Genomic DNA, 20141 nt, shown 5'->3' with positions numbered 1-20141 from the left:
CTTCTCCTTAATGACGATTGCTTAACAGGGCTGTCAGTTTCTCAACCCAGGCGGCGGTTTCAGGCAGATCTTTGACCGGCTGGCTGTAGTGGCCGCGATTATCTGGTGAGACGGGTGTCGTTGCATCTATCACCAGCTTATCGGTGATGCCTGCCGGGCTTGAACCGGGATCTAATTCCAGAACTGACATGTTTGGCAGTTGTACCAGATCACCCGCAGGGTTGACCTTAGAAGAGAGCGCCCACATCACCTGAGACAGATTAAAGGGATCAACGTCCTCATCGACCATGATGACCATCTTTACGTAGCCCAGGCCGTGTGGAGTTGTCATTGCACGCACGCCGACTGCACGGGCAAAACCGCCATAACGTTTTTTGGTTGAGATAATGGCTAACAGACCGTGTGTGTACATGGCGTTGACAGCCTGTACCTCAGGAAATTCAGCTTTCAGCTGCTGATACAATGGCACGCAGGTGGCTGGCCCAATCAGAAAGTCGATTTCAGTCCACGGCATACCAAGATAGAGTGACTCAAAAATGGGTTTGGTGCGGTATGAAACTTTATCAATGCGAACTACCGTCATATTACGGCCACCTGAGTAGTGGCCGGTGAACTCCCCAAAAGGACCTTCTATTTCGCGTTTACGCCCTTCGATTACCCCTTCAAGAATGACTTCCGAACCCCATGGAACATCGAAACCTGTGAGAGGTGCCTTTGCAATCGGATAAGGCTTTTCACGCAGAGCGCCTGCCATCTCATATTCAGACTGGTCGTATTTAAGTGGTGTGGCGCCCATCAGCGTAATGATGGGATCATTGCCCAGAGTAATGGCGACGGGCAGATCTTCGCCTCTCTCTTCGGCTTTATGCAGGTGCAGGGCGATGTCATGCATCGGGACGGGCTGTAGCCCAAGCTTACGCCTGCCTTTAACCTCCATGCGGTAAATGCCGACGTTTTGCTTACCGAAATGCTGAGGATCAAGCGGATCGCGTGACACAACGCACGCTTTATCCAGATAGAAGCCTCCATCACCGTCGTTAAGTCTAAAGAGCGGTAGAATGTCGAACAGATTGATCTTATCGCCATCCACCGTATTCTCGGACCAGGGGGCATTTTCACGTCTCTCGGGTGCTATGGGAAAGGTGTCCCAGCGCTGAATAAATGTCTCTATCTGCTGCTTGACGGGGGTATTCGGCGGAAGCCCCAGCGAAATGGCATGGTTTTGCCATGAGCCTATGGTGTTCATCACCACATGGGCATGACGAAAGCCTTTTATTCTTTTGAAAGAAAGTGCGGGCGCACCGTCACCGATCCTGCCGGTTGCATTTGCCGCAGCCGCGATATCAGGTTCAGGTAACACTTCCTCATCAATTTCAAGAAGCTGCCCCTGTTCATCCAGAGCCTTCAGAAAACTACGCAGGTCATCAAAAGCCATTTTTTTCTCCCTGATGATGGATATGTGAGGATTGTTTAATACCTTCCCAGCGACGAGCTCTCGGTGAGGCGAGGCCAAACTGATCGAGAACACGCGCTACCACGTGGTCAATCACGTCGTCGATCACTGCCGGGTGGTTATAAAAAGCGGGCATGGGCGGGATCATTGAAACGCCCAGGCGTGAAAGTGCGAGCATATTTTCAAGATGGATCGTGCTGAGTGGCGTTTCCCGGGGGACCAGAATCAGTTTTCTGCCTTCTTTGATCGTGACATCAGCGGCTCGACCGATCAGTCCTTCAGCGTAGCCAGACCGGATACCGGCTAATGACTTCATACTGCAGGGAATGATGATCATCCCGTCAGTATGAAAAGAGCCGGATGAAAGGGTCGCGGCCTGATCGGCGGGTCCGTGTACAAAGTCAGCCATATCCATAACTTCGCGTGCTGAATAGGGCGTTTCGAGTTCAACCGTGGTTTTTGCCCATTTGCTTAAAATCAGGTGGGTTTCAACGTCTTCGATCTCCTGCAGGATTTTGAGTAATGCGACGCCCAAAGGTGCACCGGTTGCGCCTGTCATGCCGATGATCAATCTCATAAGATGTACCTCAGTTATGGTTCGTATACGAACAAATTAGACCGTACACTTGCGACAGTCGCGGCGCAACAAGTTTATAGCGTGACTATTTCAAAGCTAATTATGCAGTATCCTGTGCCAATGTTTTTTCATCTCTTAATGTTATGATTTAACATCGAGCGACCAGCAGCGGAGAAGAATGGGAATGAAAGGCGTATGAACAATGATTTAGGCAACGTGTTTTTTCATCTTTCCCGGCAGCTTCTTCAGGAACATACAGCTATGTGGCAGCAGAACCTGCCGGATCTCACTAAACAGCAGTTTGCAGTGCTGTGCGCAGTATCAGCAAAACCAGGCATTGAGCAGATGGAATTAATGGAAGCAGCGCTGAGTTCGAAGGCGACGCTGGCAGAATTGCTGGTTCGCATGGAAAAAAAAGCACTCATCAGGCGCGAGGAAGGCGAGAAAGACAGACGCCGGAGATTTATTACGTTAACTGCAGCGGGCGAAAAAATTTTGATCAAGGCGATGCCCCTCGCCGATAAAGTAGACTCGCATTTCCTTAATCGACTGGGGCAAAATCAGCAGAATGAGCTGGTTTGCCTGATGAAAACTCTGCTTAAGCAGAGCAATAAATAACCCCATTAAAATTTCTCAAGATATTACCGCTGCAGGATCGCTCCGCTCACATCGAAAAATATGATGCATCCGTTTGTGATCCGAGCCGGGACAGGAAATAACTGCACAATCTTCATTATTTACTGGTCTACTCAATACAAGAAGAGAATTCAGGAGAATGCGGGTGGTCAGGTTTTTGTGAGGTGGTATTACGGATATGGATTGCTTAGCGTTTAATTAAAAGTGAAAAGAAATTTTCATCTTTCTGTGTTTTATTTCAAAACTATCCGGCTACTCATTTTCTCAAAACAGTGCGGGGACTGGGAGATGCATGATTGCCTTCCTGGACTAAAAACTGCATGGCTAACGGTTATTAAGCGACTGGTTTCAACGACCTGATCGATAACTGATGCTACAGCGAGAAATTGTTTTGCAGCGTTTTTACACTTCATCAGTCTCTTTTTACGCCATTTTTACGGGCCTCCCGGTTTAATTAACGGCACCGGGCGCTTGTGCGCCTCTTATTGGAAAGCCGTGAATGAAATGCATCAATAAGCCCTGGTCCATACCGGGCTGCCGCGAGGCGGCATTAGCCGATCTTGCTGAGCAGCAGCGCCTTCGCCTTATTTCGCCCCGCAAGTGGTTCCGGGATGCTATTGAGGCCAGTACCGATCCGTCACTGCTGAACTATCGTCTGATTGCGCAATGGCTGGGTACAACGTTACCCGACAGCCGCGCGCTGATTCTGGCTCTCAACAACAGCCTCTGCTTCGGGCTTTATCGTAATGGCCGACAAATCGGTTTTGCGCGGGTTGTCACTGACATGGCTGAAACCTGGGTAATCCGGAATCTGTTTATCTCGCCGGAGTATCGCTTTGTCGGGCTTGGATCATGGCTGCTGCACTGCTGTCTTTCTCATCCTGGCGCCAGAGGCTGCCGCCGTATTATTGCCATGGGTGAACCCGTGCCGGATTTTTTTGAACGTAACGGATTCATCGCCTTTCCCTCACTGCCTGGCGTCTGGGTGACGACTCTGCACGATGGGATTAATGATTCAATCTGCGCCAGAAGCGCCAGCAGGCATTAAGCGGACAGGGCGCGCACTCATGAGCGGTTTTCTCCAGTTTATCCTCCGACCTCAGCTTAACAGCCGCAGGCTGCCAGGCTTGATCGCCTGTCCACAGCCTTCAATCAGGGAACACACCATGTCAGGCCTTATCCTTGTTTCTCATAATCAATCGCAACGCTCGACGCTTACTGCAGTTTATGACGGGATACTCTCCCGGCTGGGCGGCCTCTGGATTAGCTGGAATGGTGAAAGCACGGTTATCTCTCAGGATGCTTCAAGACCCTGCGATATGCAGCAGCACGATCGGTATGAAACCGTGACCTTCCCCTATACGCCGGGCGAGCTTAATGAGGGATACCATAATTACATTCATAAAGGGCTCTGGCCTGTTTTCCACCAGCGTCCGGACATGGCCCGTTTTTCCACCAATGGATTTCAGGAATATAAAAACATTAACAAAGCCTATGCGCGGGTCATCTGCGAAAATGCCACACCAGACGATGTTATCTGGATTCAGGATTATCACCTGCTGGGCTGTGCCCGCTACATCCGCGAAGAGGGCCTGCCCAATTCAGTCGGCATTTTTCTGCATCAGCCTTTCCCGGCTGGCAGAATGTTTGAAACCATACCCGAGTGGCGCTGGTTTACAGAGTCGCTGCTGTGTTGTGACCTGATTGGCTTTCAGACCGTGCAGGATATGAATAGCTTCCTCGTCTGGCTGGAGAGCGAATTCCGGCTGGAGCGGCTGGTAGCGCACAGCTTTCGTATTCATGGCCGGATTATCAACGTTGGTGTATTCCCGGTCGGGATCGACCTCGACGACGTTGAGTTTCTGCGTGAGAGTAACAGCTGCGCCTGTATGGAAATGCAGTGCCGCGAAAGTCTGCCCGAAAATAGCGTACTGAGCGGCGGCCATCTTGATGAGAGTTCAGGGCTGCCTTATCGAATCAGCACGCTGGAGGTGCTGCTGCGGAGGCATGATTGTTACCAGAAAAATATCACGCTGTTGCAGCTCGCGCCGCCGGCAGCCGGACACGCACATGATGCGTCAAAACTCGGTCACGCTCTGGAAGCGCTATGTGGAGAACTTAATGGTGTGCATGGCACCATGAACTGGTATCCGGTGAACTATCTGACTCACGCTTACAGCCGGGAAGAGCAGGCCGGTATCTATCGTGCCTCACGCGTTGCGCTGGTCACGCCGCTCATGGCGGGCATGAGCCTGATGGCCAAAATGTACGTCGCACTGCAGGACCCGAAAAATCCCGGGGTGCTAATCCTGTCGCAGTTTGCCGGTGCCGCCGGGCAGATGGACGGTGCCATCATCGTCAATCCTTATGATCCTGATGCTATGGCCAGTGCGGTCCATCGCGCCCTGCAGATGCCGTTACACGAACGGCGCTGTCTGCACGCCCGTCTGATGAAAGGCCTGCATATGCACAACAGCCATCACTGGGCTGCGTCATTTTTGCGGATGCTGAACAACGTGCCTGCTGACCCGGAAGCGTTGCCGCCGCAGGCGACTTTTCCACGACTGAGCAGTAGCCGCGCGAGGTACTGATTTTTCAGTCAGGATAAAAGTCTTTCAAAAGACGGTGCTGGAGAAGATAAAGCCTGTCTCATCATTTCATAATATGGCTCCCGGACTGTCGCAACCGTTCGTTAATGGCGATCAGTTCAGGGAGATCTTCTGGCGTTAACAGATCAAGAAAATTTCGTCGCACACTTGCAGCGTGAACTGGCATGCTATGAAAATTATCAAATCAACAACCGCTGAGGCTTAAGTCAGACATGAAACCAAACCTCAAAGCGTCGCCATCATTGCCGGAAAATCACTCACCAGTTTATCCACGGCCAGTCTGACTTTCAGTGTGAGGTGAGGCGTACGCGGCCATACTGCATAGACAGGCCAGCTTCCAGCCGACCGGTCTTTTAATATTTCTGTCAGGCTGCCAGTCGCAAGTTCTTCCCGTACAAGCCAGTAAGGCAGTGAGGCGATACCACCGCCAGCTACAGTAATGTCTCTGACCGCCTGCATATCATCCATTGTGAATCTGGCTGGAGGGATTAAATCTGTTATTTCATCCTTTTCATTTTTGACCCGCCATTTAAGAATGCGTCCGGAACGGATGTAAGCCACGGCGGCGTGCTGATTCAATTCATCCGGTGAAATCGGCTGGCCTGCATCCCGAAGATATTCAGGTGAGGCGCAGAAAACCATGCTATGAGAGCTAAGATATCGTGCGACAAGACTACTGCTGTCAGGCAGTGCGCCGATTCTTACGGCCAGGTCAAATCCCTCTTCCTGCAAATCCACTGGCCGATCGCTGAACGATATTTCCAGTTCAAGTCCGGGATGTTGTTTCGCCAGCGTCAAGAGGATAGGTGACACACACATTTGTCCAAGCAGAACCGGCACAGAAACTCTGAGTTTTCCGCTTACCTGAAGCTTACCGCCTTCCAGAATATCTTCTGCCCTGTTGATCTCATCCAGCGCCCGACGGCAGGATTCATAATAGAGCGTGCCCTCAGCAGTCAGGCTCTGGCTGCGGGTTGTGCGGTTGAAAAGCGTAACGCCAAGCCTTTCTTCAAGTCGGGAAATGGTTTTAGCAACGGCTGAGCGTGTGACGTGCAGTTTTTGAGCTGCCTGCGAAAAACTCACCGACTCCGCGACAGCCACAAAAACAGGAATAGTATTCATCTCGCTTTTCATATTGTCGCCAATGAGGAATCAATAACCGGAAATACTATCGCCACTGTCAAATAAATAGCAATGCTAGAATCCTGACTATGAAATATTTACCGCAGGAACCACTATGAATCGCACAATGAAACGCTGGACATTAGACCAGCCTGGTCGTCAGAACCTGAAACTGGTGGCAGCAGAAATCCCTCAGCCCGGGCACAACGAAGTGCTCGTCCGGGTCAGCGCCGTTTCACTCAACTTCCGGGACAAGGTCATTATTGAAGGTGGAATGGGTAACGGTATGCCTATGCCTTTTACCCTAGGATCGGACATGGCCGGTGTGGTGGAGGCTGTCGGGCCAGGTACAACCCGCTTTAGTCCCGGAGAACGTGTTATCTCCACCTTTTTCCCAGACTGGATAGACGGAAAACTTCCCAACACTGCCAGAAACCCGCGCTACGACACAATAGGCTATGCGTTTCAGGGAGTACTTGCTGAATACGTGATCATGAATGAAGCGTGGCTGGTGAAATCACCGCAGTCGCTTTCTGATACGGAAGCCAGCACGCTGGTCTGTGCAGGTTTGACAGCCTGGTTCGCACTGGTTGAACGCGGAGGTCTGCGGGCTGGCGAAACCGTACTGATTCAGGGAACCGGTGGCGTGGCGCTTTTTGCGTTACAGATTGCAAAAGCGGTGGGCGCTGAGGTGTTTATCACCTCATCCAGCGATGAGAAGCTGGAAGCTGCGAAGGCGCTCGGTGCCGATTACGGTATTAACCGTAAGAAGGAGGATTGGGTCGACGCGGTTCATCGTTTGACCGGCGAACGTGGCATCGACCACGTTGTGGATACTGTAGGGGGAAGTAACGTTGCCGATTCTATTCGTGCTGTGGCTTCTCATGGACGAGTTTCGCTGATCGGCATGATGGATAAAGACGATATCACTGTTTCCGGATCGATGCTGCTGCTTAAGTCACCCACGGTGCAGGGCATTGGTGTGGGTCACCGCCGTGCGCTTGAAGATCTCGTCAGGGCTGTTGACAGTATTAAACTGAAACCGGTTATCGATAAAAGGTACAGCTTCAGCGAACTTACGCAGGCGCTGGATCAACTCGACAATGGTGCGTTTGGAAAAATCGTTATCAATGTGGGCTGACCTTTATGAATCAGGTTACACATGGCGAGGGGGGCGTAAACACTGGATTCGCCTGTTAATGATTAAAAGGGGGTAAGAGTGAAATCGGCTCACGCTGAGCCGTTTTCCGTACTGAATCGTCAACTTTCAGCATTGACTATTTATCGACTGCGTCGGCCACCAGTTTTGCTGCACTGGCCAGTACGTCTTTGCGTGTGGCCGCATCTTTATCGTGCTGTGTAAAGTAAGTGGTGAGGATGACAGGTGCGTGATTTTTTGGCCAGATAACGGCGATATCATTTGTAGAACCGTAGTCTCCACTGCCTGTTTTATCTGCCACAATCCAGTCGTCCGGAAGACCCGCTTTAATACTGTCAGAACCGGTAGTATTCCCCTTCATCCAGTCTGAAAGTTTCGCTCGCTGCTCTTCCTTAAGCGCCGTACCCAGAACCACTTTTTTAAGGCTTTCAGCCATCGCTGAAGGTGTCGTTGTATCACGCTCATCGCCGGGGATGGCGGTATTAAGCCCCGGCTCGTGTCTGTCCAGACGAAAATCCTTATCGCCGATTGTCCGGGCGAAGTGCGTGGCCTGCTGCGGACCACCCAGATAGGAAAGGAGTTTATTCATCGCGGCGTTATCGCTGTATTGCAGCGCCGCGGCACTCAGCTCAGCGACTGACATATATGAGCCTATATGCTTCCGGGTAACAGGGTTGTAATTTACCATGTCACTTTTACTAATATGAATTTTCTTATCAAGCAGATGAGGGGCACGTTCATTTTTCTTTAATATCGCTGCAACCGCCATCACTTTACTTGTGCTGCAGAGTGGAAATCTTTCATTGCCACGCCATGCATATTTCGAACCATCCGCTGTGTCAATGACGGCCAGGCCGAGTCTTCCTCCTGAGTTACTTTCAAGTGTTTCAAGCTGGCTCGTCAGGGTTTGCTGGTTAAAAGCAGCACAGGCTGACACAGAACAACCTGCTGTAGCGATCAGTAACAGGCTGGTCAGACTTACTTTAAAATTTACCATCAGGAATCACCTTGTTCTGAGATTAATAACATCATGGTGCCAAACAAAACACGCTGAAAGGCTTCGCTTCGCTTAAGTTATGTGGGCCAAAATAAATCAATTTCACGATGAGAAAAAACGGTATAAATTGATGTCTGTCATAACTTTTTCTGGGGTCAGCATTGAAAAGTGATATCCCGCTCAATGCTCTGCGCGCATTTGAAGCTTCTGCCCGTCACCTCAACTTCACTCGTGCAGGCATGGAGCTCTTCGTTTCTCAGGCTGCTGTCAGCCAGCAGGTCAGGCTGCTCGAAGAAAGATTGGGTGTGACGTTATTTAAAAGACTTTCACGCGGCCTTGAATTAACCGATGAAGCCCGGCTGCTTTTTTCTGAAATTTCAGAACAATTTCATCGCATTGAGAAAGCCTATCGCCAGTTTGAAGGCGGACACTTCAGGGAGGCTCTGACGCTATCCTGTGTGGGTACCTTCGCGCTGGGCTGGCTGCTGCCAAAAATAGAAGATTTCCAGCAGCAACATCCTGCTATCGAGCTGAGTATTCAGACCAACAATAACGTTGTAAGCATTGCCGGAGAGGGCGTCGATTTCGCTATAAGATATGGTTCTGGCAGTTGGGTATCATCACATAACCAGCTTCTGTTTGATGCACCGCTGACGCTATTGTGCCGACCTGAAACAGCGAAGAGGCTAAGAAAGCCTGCGGATATCACCGGCGAGACATTATTACGATCTTATCGTCATGATGAATGGGATAACTGGTTTGCGGCAGCAGGCGTACCCTCATTCAGAATTAACGGTCCTGTTTTCGATTCATCACGTCTGATTATTGATGCCGTCCTGATCACCGGTAGCGTCGCACTGGCACCTGATATTATGTTTGAATCGGAAATAAAACGCGGATTACTCGTCAGGCCTTTTGATATTTATTCAGGCAACGATGGCTACTGGTTAACATGGCAGAAGGCCCGGAAAATGACCCCGTCGATGCAAATATTCCGTGAATGGATTATTCAGAAAATAATGAAACCGTGATGTTATTCAGATTGACTCAGTCATCACGCAATTGGTGTCAGAGAAGTGATGAGTCATTACCTATGTCTGACCGGCGCGTGGTTGCACCACTGCGCCGGGTTAAAACATTTCAGGCAACGCAGGAACGCCATTTTGCTCAGCGTTTTCAGGCGGACATCCCTGTCGCAGATTGCAAAGCAGGTGAAAGAGTCGCGTGATTTCAGACAATTTACGCGGTTACGACTTGACTGAACCGCCTCTGGCGCCTGGCCTGAAAGCGTGCTTTTTCGCGCGCCAGGCGATGACAAACGCAACAGCCATAAAGGCCAGAAGCGCCCAGGGGAATGATTCAGCACCGGCATTATTGAGCAGTAGCCCGCCAGCGACGCCACCGCTGGCAATGGCCAGATTCCATGCGGTCGTTACCATCGCCTGAACGACATCGACATGATTGCCCGCCGAGTCGGCGGCGGCGGTCTGCATCTGGGTTGACGCGCCGCCAAACGACCATCCCCAGACGATGACGGCCAGAAAGACAACAACCTGTTCCCGCATGCCTGCAGCAAGCACCACAGAGACAACCGCCAGGGCCGCAAGGCTGAGCAGAACCAGATTGCGCAGATGGCGATCCACCAGCATTCCGGTAATCCAGATGCCAATAAGTGCCGCAATGCCAAAAACCAGCAGAATGAGCCCCACGTTTGCAGCCAGTCCCGACAGCTGCAGGAACGGGCCGATAAACGTGTAAAGAATGTTGTGTGCCGTCATCCACAGAAAGATAACCGCCAGAACGGGTGTGACGCCGGGCATCAGGAAAACTTTCCACACAGGGAGGCGACGACCAGACTGCTGCCCAGGCAGGTCAGGCACCGCGATCCATGTCCAGATAAACAGAATCACGGCCAGGGCTGCCATAATCCCAAACGGCACTCTCCATCCCATCAGGCTGCCCAGCCATGCGCCTGCCGGTGTACCCAGTGAAAGAGCAACAGGAATACCCACCATAGCAATAGCCAGTGCGCGCCCCTGCAACGCAGCAGGAACGAGGCGGCGTGCATAGCCCGCCAGGATCCCCCATGCCAGTCCGGCTGCCACACCCGACATAAAACGGGCCGCCATCGTCAGCCAGTAACTGGATGACAGGGTGGTAATGGTGTTGAAAATCAAAAAAGTGCCGACGGCAAGCAGCAGCACTTTTTTACGCCGCCATCCACTGGTCAGCACCGTTAACGGGATCGCCGCAAGCAGCGATCCCAGCGCATAAATACTGACCAGCTGGCCCGCCATTACCTGGGTAACACCCAGGCCTTCTCCGATTTCCGGAAGCAGACCTGCCGGCAGCGTCTCTGTCAGGATGGCAATAAAGCCTGTCATGGCAAAGGCCAGCAGGGAAGCCAGAGGCAGACCCCGCTGGATTGTGGTTTCACTGAATTCTGAAGTGGTGTGCACGTGAGCCTCTTTTAAATCATTGATAGCGTGAAAACCTTGTGGCAAAAGATTTTCTGATTAATGTATCGATTGGTATATATATGAAACTATAGACCGGCATGAGCCTTGTCAAGCACATATGTATCGATTAGTATTTATATCTGACATGTACAAACAGGAGCGGATATGGCTCAGATGGGACGTCCACGGACATTTGATCGTGATGAGGCCATTCGTCAGGCGATGACCCTTTTCTGGCAGTATGGCTACGAGTCCACCTCGCTTGCCATGCTCAAGTCGAACCTTGGTAACGGCATTACTGCACCGAGTTTTTATGCAGCGTTTGGTTCAAAAGAGGCGCTGTTTGAAGAAGTGGTTGAATGCTATGCGTCGACTTACGGCCAGGTTAACGATTGCCTGTGGGATGACACGCCTGAACCTCGTGAAGCTGTTGAACTGGCATTGCGCCGCTCAGCAAAAATGCAGACAGAACCGGGGCATCCCAGCGGCTGCCTGATTGCGTTGTCCGTAAATACCTGTTCACCCGCGAATGATCACATCCGTAAAATTCTGGCGGTGCAACGCGAACGGACAAGGGCGGGATTTTTGCGATGCGTCACAAGAGCGAAAGAGGCGGGACAGCTGGCTGCCGATACAAACGTGCGGGCGCTGGCCATCACTCTCCACAGTTTTGAACTCGGCCTGTCAACGGAAGCCCGGGATGGGGCAAGCGGTAAAGAGCTGGATGCGGCGGTATCAGCCGTGATGAAATTGTGGGATGCAAATATCCCTGATGCGAAGAATTGATGAGTAAGATCGTTTTCAGCACACAGCGCGAGTATCAAAGGTGCAGCGATGCAGATGCGTAAAGCCGATTGCCCTGACTATGGAAAAGCACCCTGATGACAATCAGATTTATCGCTGACGCCAAAACGTGGGCGAAAAACATTAAACGGGATGTACACGCGGTATGGCTTGCCGCCCGCGATCCCCGGACGCCGTTGCTGGCTAAAGTGCTGGCGTTGATTGTCGCTGCCTATGCCGTTTCCCCCATCGATTTGATTCCCGACTTCATTCCCATCATCGGCTACCTCGATGACCTGATCATCGTGCCATTGGGCATCATGCTGGTGGTGCGTCTTATTCCAGCCGAAGTCATGCGTGAGCATCGGGAAACCGCAGCGCAGGCCAGCAGACGTCCGGTCAGTCGCATAACGGCAGGCGTGTTTATCGTGATATGGGTGATGTGCGCCGTGCTACTGGTCAGGGCATTTATCTGAAGCGGAGGGAAGCAGGTAAAAGAGCATTAAAACAGGTTGAGATGTCTGGCAATAAGGCGTGGGGGTTAAAGCACGTGAAAATATGACCTGCGGCAGTGTAAGGCGGAAAAGACGGATATCTCTGAAAAGCAACGTTCAGGTGTAATGCGTGGATGCGTGCTGTCAGGCCTGTCACTGCACACTATAGCAAGCCCGCACCGCACGGGCTTTAGGCTGCTTTACAATCCCACCAGCGTAATATGCTTCTTCATCGTCAGCGCTTTATATAACGCGTTCGCCAGGTTGCCTGACGCTATTTCAGGATGAGCGCCGTCTGAATCGGTCCAGAACGATTTAATACGCAACAGGGTATTAATGCTGGTGACGCGCTCCATCTCCAGCACAGCCAGCACAGGGTAGCGCATTTCGCCGAGTTGCTCTGTTGTATCTGCTTCTATCACCGCGGCGCGGGACGCCTGACTGTCAAAGATAACGTGGCATCGTGCGCCGTTCAGATTGAGTATGTCGATAACTTCGTAAAGGCACTCAACAGCCTCTGCACTGTAGGTTGCGGGCACATTAAACATAGCAAATCCCTCTGACGCAAAATGTAGTGAGCAGCCAGCATAGGCGAACTCTAATGAGAGGAGAAGTTACTGTTTTTGCATGAGAAATGTAGAGTTCTAAGGTTACGATAACGCGCGTTATTTTTACTCTTATTTAGGATGGCACTAAAGTTAAGCGAAGCGCAGGCGGGTCATGGCGGCAGGGCGCGGATTTGACTTAAAGAAACATTCTCACAGGGCCGGCTAACCGTTCCAGTGCGGAGTGTATTTATAGCAGCACACAGCGCGTCAGCCGCGTGCTTTCGTCATTTTACACGATGAACATTAGATTAAGTTTAAGATTTATCGCTGTGTTAAATCATAAACTTCTTATACCCGCAGCGCTGAATGCTAAAGAAGCAATGAACTAAAAGCCTGATATGCTTCCGCGATTCACTGGATATTCTTACGCATGAAAATGCTCAGTGGGTCTGCAAGGTAAGGGGGGAAAGGGTCACAAACCTCATATCCGCATCTGCGATAGAGTGCTATAGCAGGTTGTTGATGAATGCCCGTTTCCAGTCGTAACTGATGGCACCGATTCTCCCGCGCAAGCTGCTCCAGAGACCCGACGATAAGTTCTCCCAGCTTACGGCCTCTGAACTCAGGGCGGATATAAACGCGCTTAATTTCACCAAAGCCAGCTTCCTGAAAGAGCACAGCACCACACCCCGCTGGAACACCTTCTTTATCTCTGACCATCAGACAACGGAGGTTTTCATCACTGACGGTTGATAAGTCCAGCGAATGATTACTCTCGGCGGGATAAAGTTCTGCTAAAAAAATATCGAGTTCATTCACCAGACAACCTAATTCAGAATCACTTTTGTTTACTTCCGAAATGTAAAACATTGATCACCCGTGATTTATCTTCCAGATTGTCAATCTATCACGACCTTTCAGTATTATTGAATGCCTTTGACTGAATCGTGCCCTGCAGGTTTTTGTTAAAATGTGCCAGCGCTATTCAGCCTCAAACCGCAGGCTTCGCTGTGCCAGCATGCTGACTCTGCGTTGCATTCAGTTTGAGGCAGATTAGCCTGCATCAGCCTCAGTGTTTAAGCGGCATGGCCTGTCATAATGATCCAGTAAACTCCTAATAAACATCTAATAATTAACTGGTATAGTGACGCAAAAAAATAGTGACGGAAGTTTATCTATGCTGAAGAAATATCGGGGTTCGCAAATTCTTTTCCACTGGCTGACGGTCTTACTGATTGTCGTCGCCTACGCTACTATCGAGCTGCGCTGGATGGCAGAGAAGGGAACCTGGCAGCGAAATGCGGTGATGATCACCCACTTTTCCGCAGGCTTCTGCGTCATGCTCCTGATGATAGCCCGCCTGTGGCTGCGTACCCGTTCTGTAACGCCGCCGATTACGCCGCCCGTGGCACGCTGGCAAACGGGTCTTTCACATCTGGTGCACACGCTGATTTATGCGCTGTTTGTGGTCTTACCGGTTCTCGGGTTGAGCTCGCGTTACCTGCGTGGAAAAGAGTGGGCCCTGTTTGGGATCAATATGCCTGTGGCGACATCGCCCGATCTAGCTACTGCCAGTATGCTGATTGACTGGCACGAAACGCTGGCCCCGCTCGGATACTGGTTAATTGGTCTGCATGCGCTGGCGGCGCTGTTCCATCACTATTTTATGAAAGATGACACGCTGCGCAGGATGATGCCGTAACTGCGTCTGCTGAAATCCCGGAGCGGGACGATCGTAAACGGTCCGGCACTCAGGTGTCGGATGAACAGGACTATTGAGGACAATCATGCTCTGGCTGATATCGAAATATGCCATCACGGCTTTTATGGTCGTGCTGATTTCAGAAGCAGCTAAGCGTAGCGATCGACTGGGCGGCTTATTTGCCGCCTTACCGCTGGTCACCGTGCTGGTGCTTATCTGGATGAAGGTGGAAGGGCAGACGCAGGAAAAAATCAGTGCTCATGCCTGGTATACCTTCTGGTATGTGGTGCCGACACTGCCCATGTTTATTCTGTTCCCCTTTCTCTATCAGCGCACCGGCTTCTGGCTGACGCTGCTCATCTCCTGCGCTATCACTATCCTGCTTTTCACACTCTGGGCGCTGCTTCTGAAACGCTTTGGTATCGTGCTGATGTAGCGCTATGCCGCTAAAGTAAGCAAGACGACCTCATGAGAGTCGGCAATAAAAAAACCGCCTCGCCAGGCGGTTAACATCATCTTACCCTCCACTACGCGGGCCGGACTCTGGCTTTCGTCGGATGCCCGTCACGCCCGTCATCATGAGTATGGTCCGGGTCAGGCTCAATGATAACAATGTAATCTTTGCCAACCCCATCGCGCGTTAATGTCACTAAATCGCCGGCAACGGGTTTGGAATCAAAATCATGTTCCTCTTCAACGCCCGTATCTTCGAATATCACACCGAATTTCATATTTCCGTCCTCTTTGTGATGAGCCGCGCCGTTAACCCGGTTTTATGCTGACGCTTACCTGATGAATTCTAGCCTGGACTGAAAATGCCACCTGGCTCAGTGGATTAGCGGGTTCCGATTTGGGATGTAATAACTGGCGGATGCCAGGAGACGCGCGGCCATCGGACGGTCGCATTAATCAATCATTAATGCCGATGGCTTGGCGCTTTTTCGCTGTGGCTAATTTGCCAGACTCTCTCTATGATGGATTTTTTCCCGGGTGATTATCGGGAGCGATCAATGACTTAGGGAAGAACCCTCGCGATGACCTTGTTAAATGACCTCGATTTACGTCAGCTGGAAGCTTTCTCGGCCGTAATTTCTGCGGGCAGCGTCACTGCGGCGGCCAAAGCGCTGAACCGCTCGCAGCCTGCCGTTTCCCGCCTGATTCAGGAATTAGAGCAGTCGCTGGGTTACCCGCTGTTTATTCGCAATGGCCCGCGTATTCATCCGTCAGAAGAGGCGTTGCAGCTGCATCAGTATGTGCAAAAAGCGCTGCTGTCATTGCAACAGATTCGCTTACGCGCGCAGGAGATCGCGCATCAGCAGCATCGCCCACTCAGCATTGCTGCGACGCCCGCGCTGGCTGCCGGTCTGTTGCCGCAGGCGCTGGCCGCGCTGAATCTTCAAAATAAAGTGCAAATCATCAGTGAATCCGCCGTACAGACAGCGCATGCGGTGATCACCGCAGAGGCTGACATCGGCTTATGCAGCTTGCCGCTGGAGCATCATGCGGTCGAGCTGCACTGGATTGGGCAGTCGCAGTGCGTGGTTGCGCTGCCCGAAGACGATGAGCTGGCGGCGAACAGTGAGCTATCGCTGAGCCAGCTGGCAGGCCGCCGTTTAATTGCACCCTGGAGTCCGCAGCGCTTACGTGGACGCTATGAAAAAGCGCTGAAAAAGGTCAAAGCACCGCTGCTGGAAACCATCGAGACCAACTCATCGGCGAATATTCTGGGCTGCGTGCGGGCCGGATTAGGCGTGGCGATCCTCGAGCCTGTCACGGGCTGGGGGATGCCGCTGGCCGGTGTCGCGATCCGCCCGATTCAGGAAGACATACCTTACTTTTTTGGCGTTATCACCCCCCAGGGCCGACAGATCTCCAGCGCCGCGCAGGCGCTGGTGGACGCGCTCGCGGAGGCCGCCGCGCAACTGTTACCCGGGTTTGAACGTCTGACAGCCAGTGAACATCCGCGAATTATGCGCATCATCAACCAGGAGTGATAGCGGCATGCAGGTCAACGTCACTCTCAAGGGAGATCCCCGTCAGTCTCGCTGGATTTTGTGAGCCAGGCATTTAGGCCCGACCGGGCACGCCGCGATAAAACCTTCATTTTCAGCGCTTATAACCTATTCGGCATAAGATATAAGAAATCCATTGGTTAAACCCTGAGCACAATTCTTGACTCCGATCCGGGGCAGGAGGATTATGCGAAAACTTAGCTCTTATTATGCGTTTTGATGATTGTTAGCCGCCTATTATGTATATAAAGGATAATAGGAAAGGCACGTTCACCGGCGCGTTTTAACCGTTTTCGCTCGCTCTCAGGCGATCGCTGACACCAGGGAAATTACTCTATGACGTATGCCGCCAAAGGTCTTGCCGCGCTCGAAGCTCAGCTTCAGCAGGATCTGGAATTTCTGGAACTGCCCGCTAAATCATGGGTACCGGAACACACCTTCCAGACTGCACCTGTGCGCGACGTAGTCGTGATTGGTGCGGGCATGTGCGGTCTGGCAGCGCTGGCGAAATTACAGCTTACCGGTATCAGCAATGTCGTGGCCTATGACGCTGCACCCGCAGGGCTGGAAGGGCCGTGGATTACCTTTGCGCGCATGGAAACACTGCGCTCGCCGAAATCGCTGCACGGTCCGGCACTGGGTCTGGCACAACTGACCTTCCGTGCGTGGTTCACGGCGCAGTGGGGCAATGAAGCATGGCAGGCGCTGGACAAGATCCCGAAAGCGCAGTGGATGGATTACCTGATCTGGTATCGCCGGGTGCTGAATTTGCCGGTGCAGAACAACGTGCGTGTCAGCAATATCGCGCAGGCCGGAGATTTCATTGCGCTGGATCTGGACGGTGCCGAAACCGGACGTGTTTACACACGTCGTCTGGTACTGGCCACCGGACGTTCAGGGCTTGGCGGTTTTGCTGTACCGGATTTCCTGCAAGGCATTGACCGCCAGTTCTGGGCTCACTCCGCCGATGACATCGATTTTGCGGCATTGCAGGGCAAACGCGTTGCGGTGATTGGTGCCGGGGCCTCGTCGATGGATAACGCGGCGACCGCACTGGAGCAGGGCGCGAGCGCGGTAGATCTGCTGATTCGTCGTAAAGAGATGCCGCGAATTAACAAGATGACCGGCATCGGCAGCCAGGGCGTGGTGCACGGCATGCATCAGTTGCCGGATGCGTGGAAATGGAAATTTGTCGATTACACCGCCGCGACACAAACCCCGCCGCCGCGTTCCTCAACCCTGCGCGTGTCCCGTCATGATAATGCGCGTTTCTTGCTCGACTGCGGCATCAATGCCGTTAAGCAGGAAGCCGATGGCCTGCTGATCGAAACCACCCAGGGCGCACTGCGATATGACTTCCTGATCGCCGCCACCGGCTTTACCAACGATTTCCATGGCCGCCAGGAGTTTGCAGCCATCGCGCCGCATATCCGTAGCTGGGCCGACGGTCGCTATCAGCCAGAGATGGGGCCTGCGCGTCACAGCCTGCTGGAAGCGCCGGATCTCGGCCCTTCGTTTGAGTTTCGCGAATTAACACCGGGTGCCTGCCCGATGCTGGCACACATCCACTGCTTTAACGATGCTGCGATGCTGACGCACGGCAAAGTCTCCGGCGACATTCCGGCAGTGAGCGCAGGTGCCGATCGTCTGGTGCGCGGCATTGCTGCCTCGCTGTTTGGTGAAGATGTCGATCAGCACTTCGCCAGCTTACAAGCCTTTGACACCCCTGAATTGCAGGGCGATGAATGGGTGGATTCAACCCCGCTACTAAAACAGGAGAACACGCTGTGAGCGACGCTATTGATCAGGCCGCCGGATTAACACCAGAAGAGGCGTTGTATCAGACACGTCGCCTGCGTCCCGAATTTGTGGAAGGCGCAGAAGCGTGCCGTCTGTCCGTGCTGACACCAGAAGATGAACAGGGTTTACCTGCTGATCTGCGCCTGGCGCTGGCCCGGCGCATGGCGGTACTGAACAGAGACGTGCCGCTGCAGCGCTATTATCAGGCACAACTGGCGGCGTTAAATCCGTCAGAAGCGCTGCTCGCACTCGCTGCGGGTGACGTTGTGAATGAAGAGCCACTGGCCACGCTTGCACGCCACACCGACCTGGTGACACAGCAACCGATTCAGGCGACCGAACAGCATATTCGTCTGCTGGAACAGGCCGGATTAACCAATCCGCAGATTGTTGCGCTCTCGGAACTGATTGCCTTTGTTAACTTCCAGACGCGCGTTGCGGCTGGCTTACGTCTGATGAGGTCCGCATGATTCCGTCGGTTAATCTCAAGCCACTGCACTGGCATCCCTACATCACGCCAGTGGATGTTGAACAGGCGACACCGGCGCAGCTTGATGCGATGAAAGTGACGCCGTCCAACAAGAAAATCTCAGAGTACGTCCGCACGCTGGTCCACGATCCGGAGAGCTATACCGCACGCACCGGATTGTTCAACGCCATTATGTACGTCGAAGGTGGCCTGGACCGTGCGGATCGCGAGCTGGGCGCACTCGGTGCTTCAATTGTTAATGGCTGCCGCTACTGTGCGGTGGTGCATGCGCGCCGTCATGTTCAACTGGCCGACAGCGACGCCGTGGTCAGTGCCATCTATTTTGATCGGGCGGATATATTAGGGGAACGCGACGCGGCCATTTATCACTTTGCCCGTCGTTTGTCCGTCACGCCGTCGGAAGCCACGCCGGACGATGTCGCCGCGCTGCGCGCCGTTGGGATGAACGATCAGGAAATTATCGACCTGATTCATGCCATCGCTATTTTTGGCTGGGCCAACCGTCTGATGCATGTGCTCGGCCATGCTGACCTGAACAAATAAGGGCTGCACCGGATGTTAGAACTCAACAATATTACCCTCGCTTACGGCAGCAACCCGATTCTGAAAGGCGTCGATCTGTCGGTAAAGCGCGGCGATGTGGTATCGATTATCGGGCCAAGTGGCACCGGCAAAACCACGTTACTGCGCTGCATTAACTATCTGGCGAAGCCATCCGCGGGGACGATTCAGCTCGATCAGATTCGCATGGACTATCAGTCCCCCGACAAAGCGGCGATTCAGGCAATCCGTCTGCGTACCGCCATGGTATTTCAGCAGTTCAACGTGTTTAAGAACATGACGGTGCTGGAAAACGTGATGGATCCGCTGATCGTTATCCAGCGTAAAACTAAGCAGCAGGCGCGCGACATCGCCGTGCAGGAGCTGGAGCGCGTAGGACTGGGGGCAAAACGCGATCACTATCCGTCGCAGCTCTCTGGCGGCCAGTTACAGCGTACCGGTATCGCCCGTGCTCTGGCGGTGCGGCCGGATGTAATGCTGTTTGATGAACCGACCTCATCGCTCGATCCCGAGCTGGTGGGTGAAGTGCTTAAAGTGATTAAAGATGTGGCGTCATCCGGCATTACCTCGCTGCTGGTGACGCACGAAATGCAGTTCGCGAAAAGCATTTCGAATCGCATCGTGTTTATGGATCAGGGTGTGGTCGCGGCGCAGGGAACGCCTGCAGAGATGTTTGATAACCCGGCGCTGCCACGCCTTGCCCAGTTCCTCAACTCAGAAAAAGCATTCTAATAAATAA

At 52.5% G+C, this 20141-nt stretch carries 22 protein-coding genes; 14 read left to right on the top strand and 8 right to left on the bottom strand.

The annotated features are described in order from the left end of the window. Positions 1-7: 7 nt before the first annotated feature. Positions 8-1435 (bottom strand): non-oxidative hydroxyarylic acid decarboxylases subunit C, encoded by a 1428-nt coding sequence (locus IBT54_RS01290; RefSeq protein ID WP_201251370.1) that lies wholly within the window; start codon positions 1433-1435, stop codon positions 8-10. Continuing rightward, the gene (locus IBT54_RS01285; protein WP_201251369.1) at positions 1425-2030 is read right to left on the bottom strand and encodes a non-oxidative hydroxyarylic acid decarboxylases subunit B; all 606 of its coding nucleotides are present in this window, start codon (positions 2028-2030) and stop codon (positions 1425-1427) included. The genes IBT54_RS01290 and IBT54_RS01285 overlap by 11 nt, the downstream gene beginning before the upstream one ends. A 195-nt stretch (positions 2031-2225) precedes the next feature. Here IBT54_RS01285 and IBT54_RS01280 point away from each other — a divergent pair, with 195 nt between their 5' ends. The 3 genes from IBT54_RS01280 to IBT54_RS01270 all read left to right on the top strand — a co-directional run bounded on the left by IBT54_RS01280 (position 2226) and on the right by IBT54_RS01270 (position 5257). After that, complete coding sequence (locus tag IBT54_RS01280; RefSeq protein ID WP_201251368.1) at positions 2226-2648, top strand: MarR family winged helix-turn-helix transcriptional regulator; 423 nt, start codon at positions 2226-2228, stop codon at positions 2646-2648. A gap of 517 nt (positions 2649-3165) precedes the next feature. Beyond that, entirely contained in the window at positions 3166-3714 is a 549-nt protein-coding gene (locus IBT54_RS01275) for a GNAT family N-acetyltransferase (RefSeq protein ID WP_201251367.1), read from the top strand. Positions 3715-3832: 118 nt separating this feature from the next. Further along, positions 3833-5257, top strand: coding sequence for a trehalose-6-phosphate synthase (locus IBT54_RS01270; RefSeq protein ID WP_201251366.1), 1425 nt, complete (start codon positions 3833-3835; stop codon positions 5255-5257). Positions 5258-5500: 243 nt separating this feature from the next. Here IBT54_RS01270 and IBT54_RS01265 read toward each other — a convergent pair whose 3' ends face one another. Further along, complete coding sequence (locus IBT54_RS01265; RefSeq protein WP_201251365.1) at positions 5501-6409, bottom strand: LysR family transcriptional regulator; 909 nt, start codon at positions 6407-6409, stop codon at positions 5501-5503. 103 nt (positions 6410-6512) lie between these two features. On the opposite strand from IBT54_RS01265, the gene IBT54_RS01260 reads away from it, so the two are divergent. Continuing rightward, on the top strand, positions 6513-7538 hold the full coding sequence (locus IBT54_RS01260; protein WP_201251364.1) for an NAD(P)-dependent alcohol dehydrogenase: 1026 nt from the start codon (positions 6513-6515) through the stop codon (positions 7536-7538). A gap of 136 nt (positions 7539-7674) precedes the next feature. Here IBT54_RS01260 and bla read toward each other — a convergent pair whose 3' ends face one another. Continuing rightward, complete coding sequence (gene bla / locus IBT54_RS01255; RefSeq protein ID WP_201251363.1) at positions 7675-8553, bottom strand: class A beta-lactamase; 879 nt, start codon at positions 8551-8553, stop codon at positions 7675-7677. Between the two features lie 161 nt (positions 8554-8714). On the opposite strand from bla, the gene IBT54_RS01250 reads away from it, so the two are divergent. Beyond that, positions 8715-9584: a LysR family transcriptional regulator gene (locus IBT54_RS01250; RefSeq protein ID WP_013196364.1), complete on the top strand. Its 870-nt coding sequence runs from the start codon at positions 8715-8717 to the stop codon at positions 9582-9584. Positions 9585-9800: 216 nt separating this feature from the next. Here the strand turns inward: IBT54_RS01250 and IBT54_RS01245 are convergent, their stop codons facing one another. Beyond that, positions 9801-11012 carry an MFS transporter gene (locus IBT54_RS01245; protein WP_201251362.1) on the bottom strand — a complete coding sequence of 404 codons (1212 nt, stop codon included), beginning with the start codon at positions 11010-11012 and terminating at the stop codon, positions 9801-9803. Between the two features lie 165 nt (positions 11013-11177). On the opposite strand from IBT54_RS01245, the gene IBT54_RS01240 reads away from it, so the two are divergent. After that, a complete protein-coding gene (locus IBT54_RS01240) occupies positions 11178-11798 on the top strand; it encodes a TetR/AcrR family transcriptional regulator (RefSeq protein ID WP_013196362.1) in 621 nt (206 codons plus the stop codon). 95 nt (positions 11799-11893) lie between these two features. Beyond that, positions 11894-12271 (top strand): YkvA family protein, encoded by a 378-nt coding sequence (locus tag IBT54_RS01235; RefSeq protein ID WP_095707845.1) that lies wholly within the window; start codon positions 11894-11896, stop codon positions 12269-12271. Positions 12272-12489: 218 nt separating this feature from the next. Here IBT54_RS01235 and IBT54_RS01230 read toward each other — a convergent pair whose 3' ends face one another. Beyond that, the gene (locus IBT54_RS01230) at positions 12490-12837 is read right to left on the bottom strand and encodes a hypothetical protein (protein WP_013196359.1); all 348 of its coding nucleotides are present in this window, start codon (positions 12835-12837) and stop codon (positions 12490-12492) included. A gap of 411 nt (positions 12838-13248) precedes the next feature. After that, positions 13249-13707: a GNAT family N-acetyltransferase gene (locus tag IBT54_RS01225; RefSeq protein WP_013196358.1), complete on the bottom strand. Its 459-nt coding sequence runs from the start codon at positions 13705-13707 to the stop codon at positions 13249-13251. A gap of 307 nt (positions 13708-14014) precedes the next feature. Here IBT54_RS01225 and cybB point away from each other — a divergent pair, with 307 nt between their 5' ends. Together cybB and IBT54_RS01215 are read left to right on the top strand one after the other, a co-directional pair. Continuing rightward, a complete protein-coding gene (gene cybB, locus IBT54_RS01220; RefSeq protein WP_147788815.1) occupies positions 14015-14539 on the top strand; it encodes a cytochrome b561 in 525 nt (174 codons plus the stop codon). 85 nt (positions 14540-14624) lie between these two features. Further along, the gene (locus IBT54_RS01215) at positions 14625-14975 is read left to right on the top strand and encodes a DUF3147 family protein (protein WP_147788816.1); all 351 of its coding nucleotides are present in this window, start codon (positions 14625-14627) and stop codon (positions 14973-14975) included. 91 nt (positions 14976-15066) lie between these two features. Here IBT54_RS01215 and IBT54_RS01210 read toward each other — a convergent pair whose 3' ends face one another. Next, positions 15067-15270: a hypothetical protein gene (locus IBT54_RS01210; RefSeq protein ID WP_013196355.1), complete on the bottom strand. Its 204-nt coding sequence runs from the start codon at positions 15268-15270 to the stop codon at positions 15067-15069. A 303-nt stretch (positions 15271-15573) separates the two neighbouring features. On the opposite strand from IBT54_RS01210, the gene IBT54_RS01205 reads away from it, so the two are divergent. The 5 genes from IBT54_RS01205 (at position 15574) to IBT54_RS01185 (ending at position 20134) form a co-directional block, all read left to right on the top strand. Then, positions 15574-16533 carry a LysR family transcriptional regulator gene (locus tag IBT54_RS01205; RefSeq protein ID WP_095707843.1) on the top strand — a complete coding sequence of 320 codons (960 nt, stop codon included), beginning with the start codon at positions 15574-15576 and terminating at the stop codon, positions 16531-16533. Between the two features lie 354 nt (positions 16534-16887). Then, on the top strand, positions 16888-18342 hold the full coding sequence (locus IBT54_RS01200; protein ID WP_201251361.1) for an NAD(P)-binding domain-containing protein: 1455 nt from the start codon (positions 16888-16890) through the stop codon (positions 18340-18342). Then, complete coding sequence (locus IBT54_RS01195; protein WP_201251360.1) at positions 18339-18821, top strand: hypothetical protein; 483 nt, start codon at positions 18339-18341, stop codon at positions 18819-18821. The genes IBT54_RS01200 and IBT54_RS01195 overlap by 4 nt, the downstream gene beginning before the upstream one ends. After that, positions 18818-19384, top strand: a complete 567-nt coding sequence (locus IBT54_RS01190; RefSeq protein ID WP_201251359.1) for a peroxidase-related enzyme — start codon at positions 18818-18820, stop codon at positions 19382-19384. Before IBT54_RS01195 ends, IBT54_RS01190 begins: the two co-directional genes overlap by 4 nt. A 12-nt stretch (positions 19385-19396) precedes the next feature. Then, positions 19397-20134: an amino acid ABC transporter ATP-binding protein gene (locus tag IBT54_RS01185; protein ID WP_201251358.1), complete on the top strand. Its 738-nt coding sequence runs from the start codon at positions 19397-19399 to the stop codon at positions 20132-20134. Positions 20135-20141 lie beyond the last annotated feature (7 nt).

This window comes from Pantoea sp. S62 (genome assembly GCF_016658625.1).
Lineage (GTDB): Bacteria > Pseudomonadota > Gammaproteobacteria > Enterobacterales > Enterobacteriaceae > Pantoea > Pantoea vagans.
The sequence above is the reverse complement of the archived record's forward strand: the minus strand, read 5'-3'. Positions and strand labels throughout refer to the sequence as shown.

What these genes read in the sequence shown, in the direction of transcription:
- IBT54_RS01290 (WP_201251370.1), bottom strand. Translation starts at nt 1,435, where the DNA reads ATGGCTTTTGATGACCTGCGTAGTTTTCTGAAGGCTCTGGATGAACAG.
- IBT54_RS01240 (WP_013196362.1), top strand. Translation starts at nt 11,178, where the DNA reads ATGGCTCAGATGGGACGTCCACGGACATTTGATCGTGATGAGGCCATT.
- IBT54_RS01185 (WP_201251358.1), top strand. Translation starts at nt 19,397, where the DNA reads ATGTTAGAACTCAACAATATTACCCTCGCTTACGGCAGCAACCCGATT.
- IBT54_RS01205 (WP_095707843.1), top strand. Translation starts at nt 15,574, where the DNA reads ATGACCTTGTTAAATGACCTCGATTTACGTCAGCTGGAAGCTTTCTCG.
- bla (WP_201251363.1), bottom strand. Translation starts at nt 8,553, where the DNA reads ATGGTAAATTTTAAAGTAAGTCTGACCAGCCTGTTACTGATCGCTACA.
- IBT54_RS01280 (WP_201251368.1), top strand. Translation starts at nt 2,226, where the DNA reads ATGAACAATGATTTAGGCAACGTGTTTTTTCATCTTTCCCGGCAGCTT.
- IBT54_RS01235 (WP_095707845.1), top strand. Translation starts at nt 11,894, where the DNA reads ATGACAATCAGATTTATCGCTGACGCCAAAACGTGGGCGAAAAACATT.
- IBT54_RS01275 (WP_201251367.1), top strand. Translation starts at nt 3,166, where the DNA reads ATGAAATGCATCAATAAGCCCTGGTCCATACCGGGCTGCCGCGAGGCG.
- IBT54_RS01210 (WP_013196355.1), bottom strand. Translation starts at nt 15,270, where the DNA reads ATGAAATTCGGTGTGATATTCGAAGATACGGGCGTTGAAGAGGAACAT.
- cybB (WP_147788815.1), top strand. Translation starts at nt 14,015, where the DNA reads ATGCTGAAGAAATATCGGGGTTCGCAAATTCTTTTCCACTGGCTGACG.
- IBT54_RS01190 (WP_201251359.1), top strand. Translation starts at nt 18,818, where the DNA reads ATGATTCCGTCGGTTAATCTCAAGCCACTGCACTGGCATCCCTACATC.
- IBT54_RS01230 (WP_013196359.1), bottom strand. Translation starts at nt 12,837, where the DNA reads ATGTTTAATGTGCCCGCAACCTACAGTGCAGAGGCTGTTGAGTGCCTT.
- IBT54_RS01200 (WP_201251361.1), top strand. Translation starts at nt 16,888, where the DNA reads ATGACGTATGCCGCCAAAGGTCTTGCCGCGCTCGAAGCTCAGCTTCAG.
- IBT54_RS01225 (WP_013196358.1), bottom strand. Translation starts at nt 13,707, where the DNA reads ATGTTTTACATTTCGGAAGTAAACAAAAGTGATTCTGAATTAGGTTGT.
- IBT54_RS01260 (WP_201251364.1), top strand. Translation starts at nt 6,513, where the DNA reads ATGAATCGCACAATGAAACGCTGGACATTAGACCAGCCTGGTCGTCAG.
- IBT54_RS01215 (WP_147788816.1), top strand. Translation starts at nt 14,625, where the DNA reads ATGCTCTGGCTGATATCGAAATATGCCATCACGGCTTTTATGGTCGTG.
- IBT54_RS01270 (WP_201251366.1), top strand. Translation starts at nt 3,833, where the DNA reads ATGTCAGGCCTTATCCTTGTTTCTCATAATCAATCGCAACGCTCGACG.
- IBT54_RS01265 (WP_201251365.1), bottom strand. Translation starts at nt 6,409, where the DNA reads ATGAAAAGCGAGATGAATACTATTCCTGTTTTTGTGGCTGTCGCGGAG.
- IBT54_RS01285 (WP_201251369.1), bottom strand. Translation starts at nt 2,030, where the DNA reads ATGAGATTGATCATCGGCATGACAGGCGCAACCGGTGCACCTTTGGGC.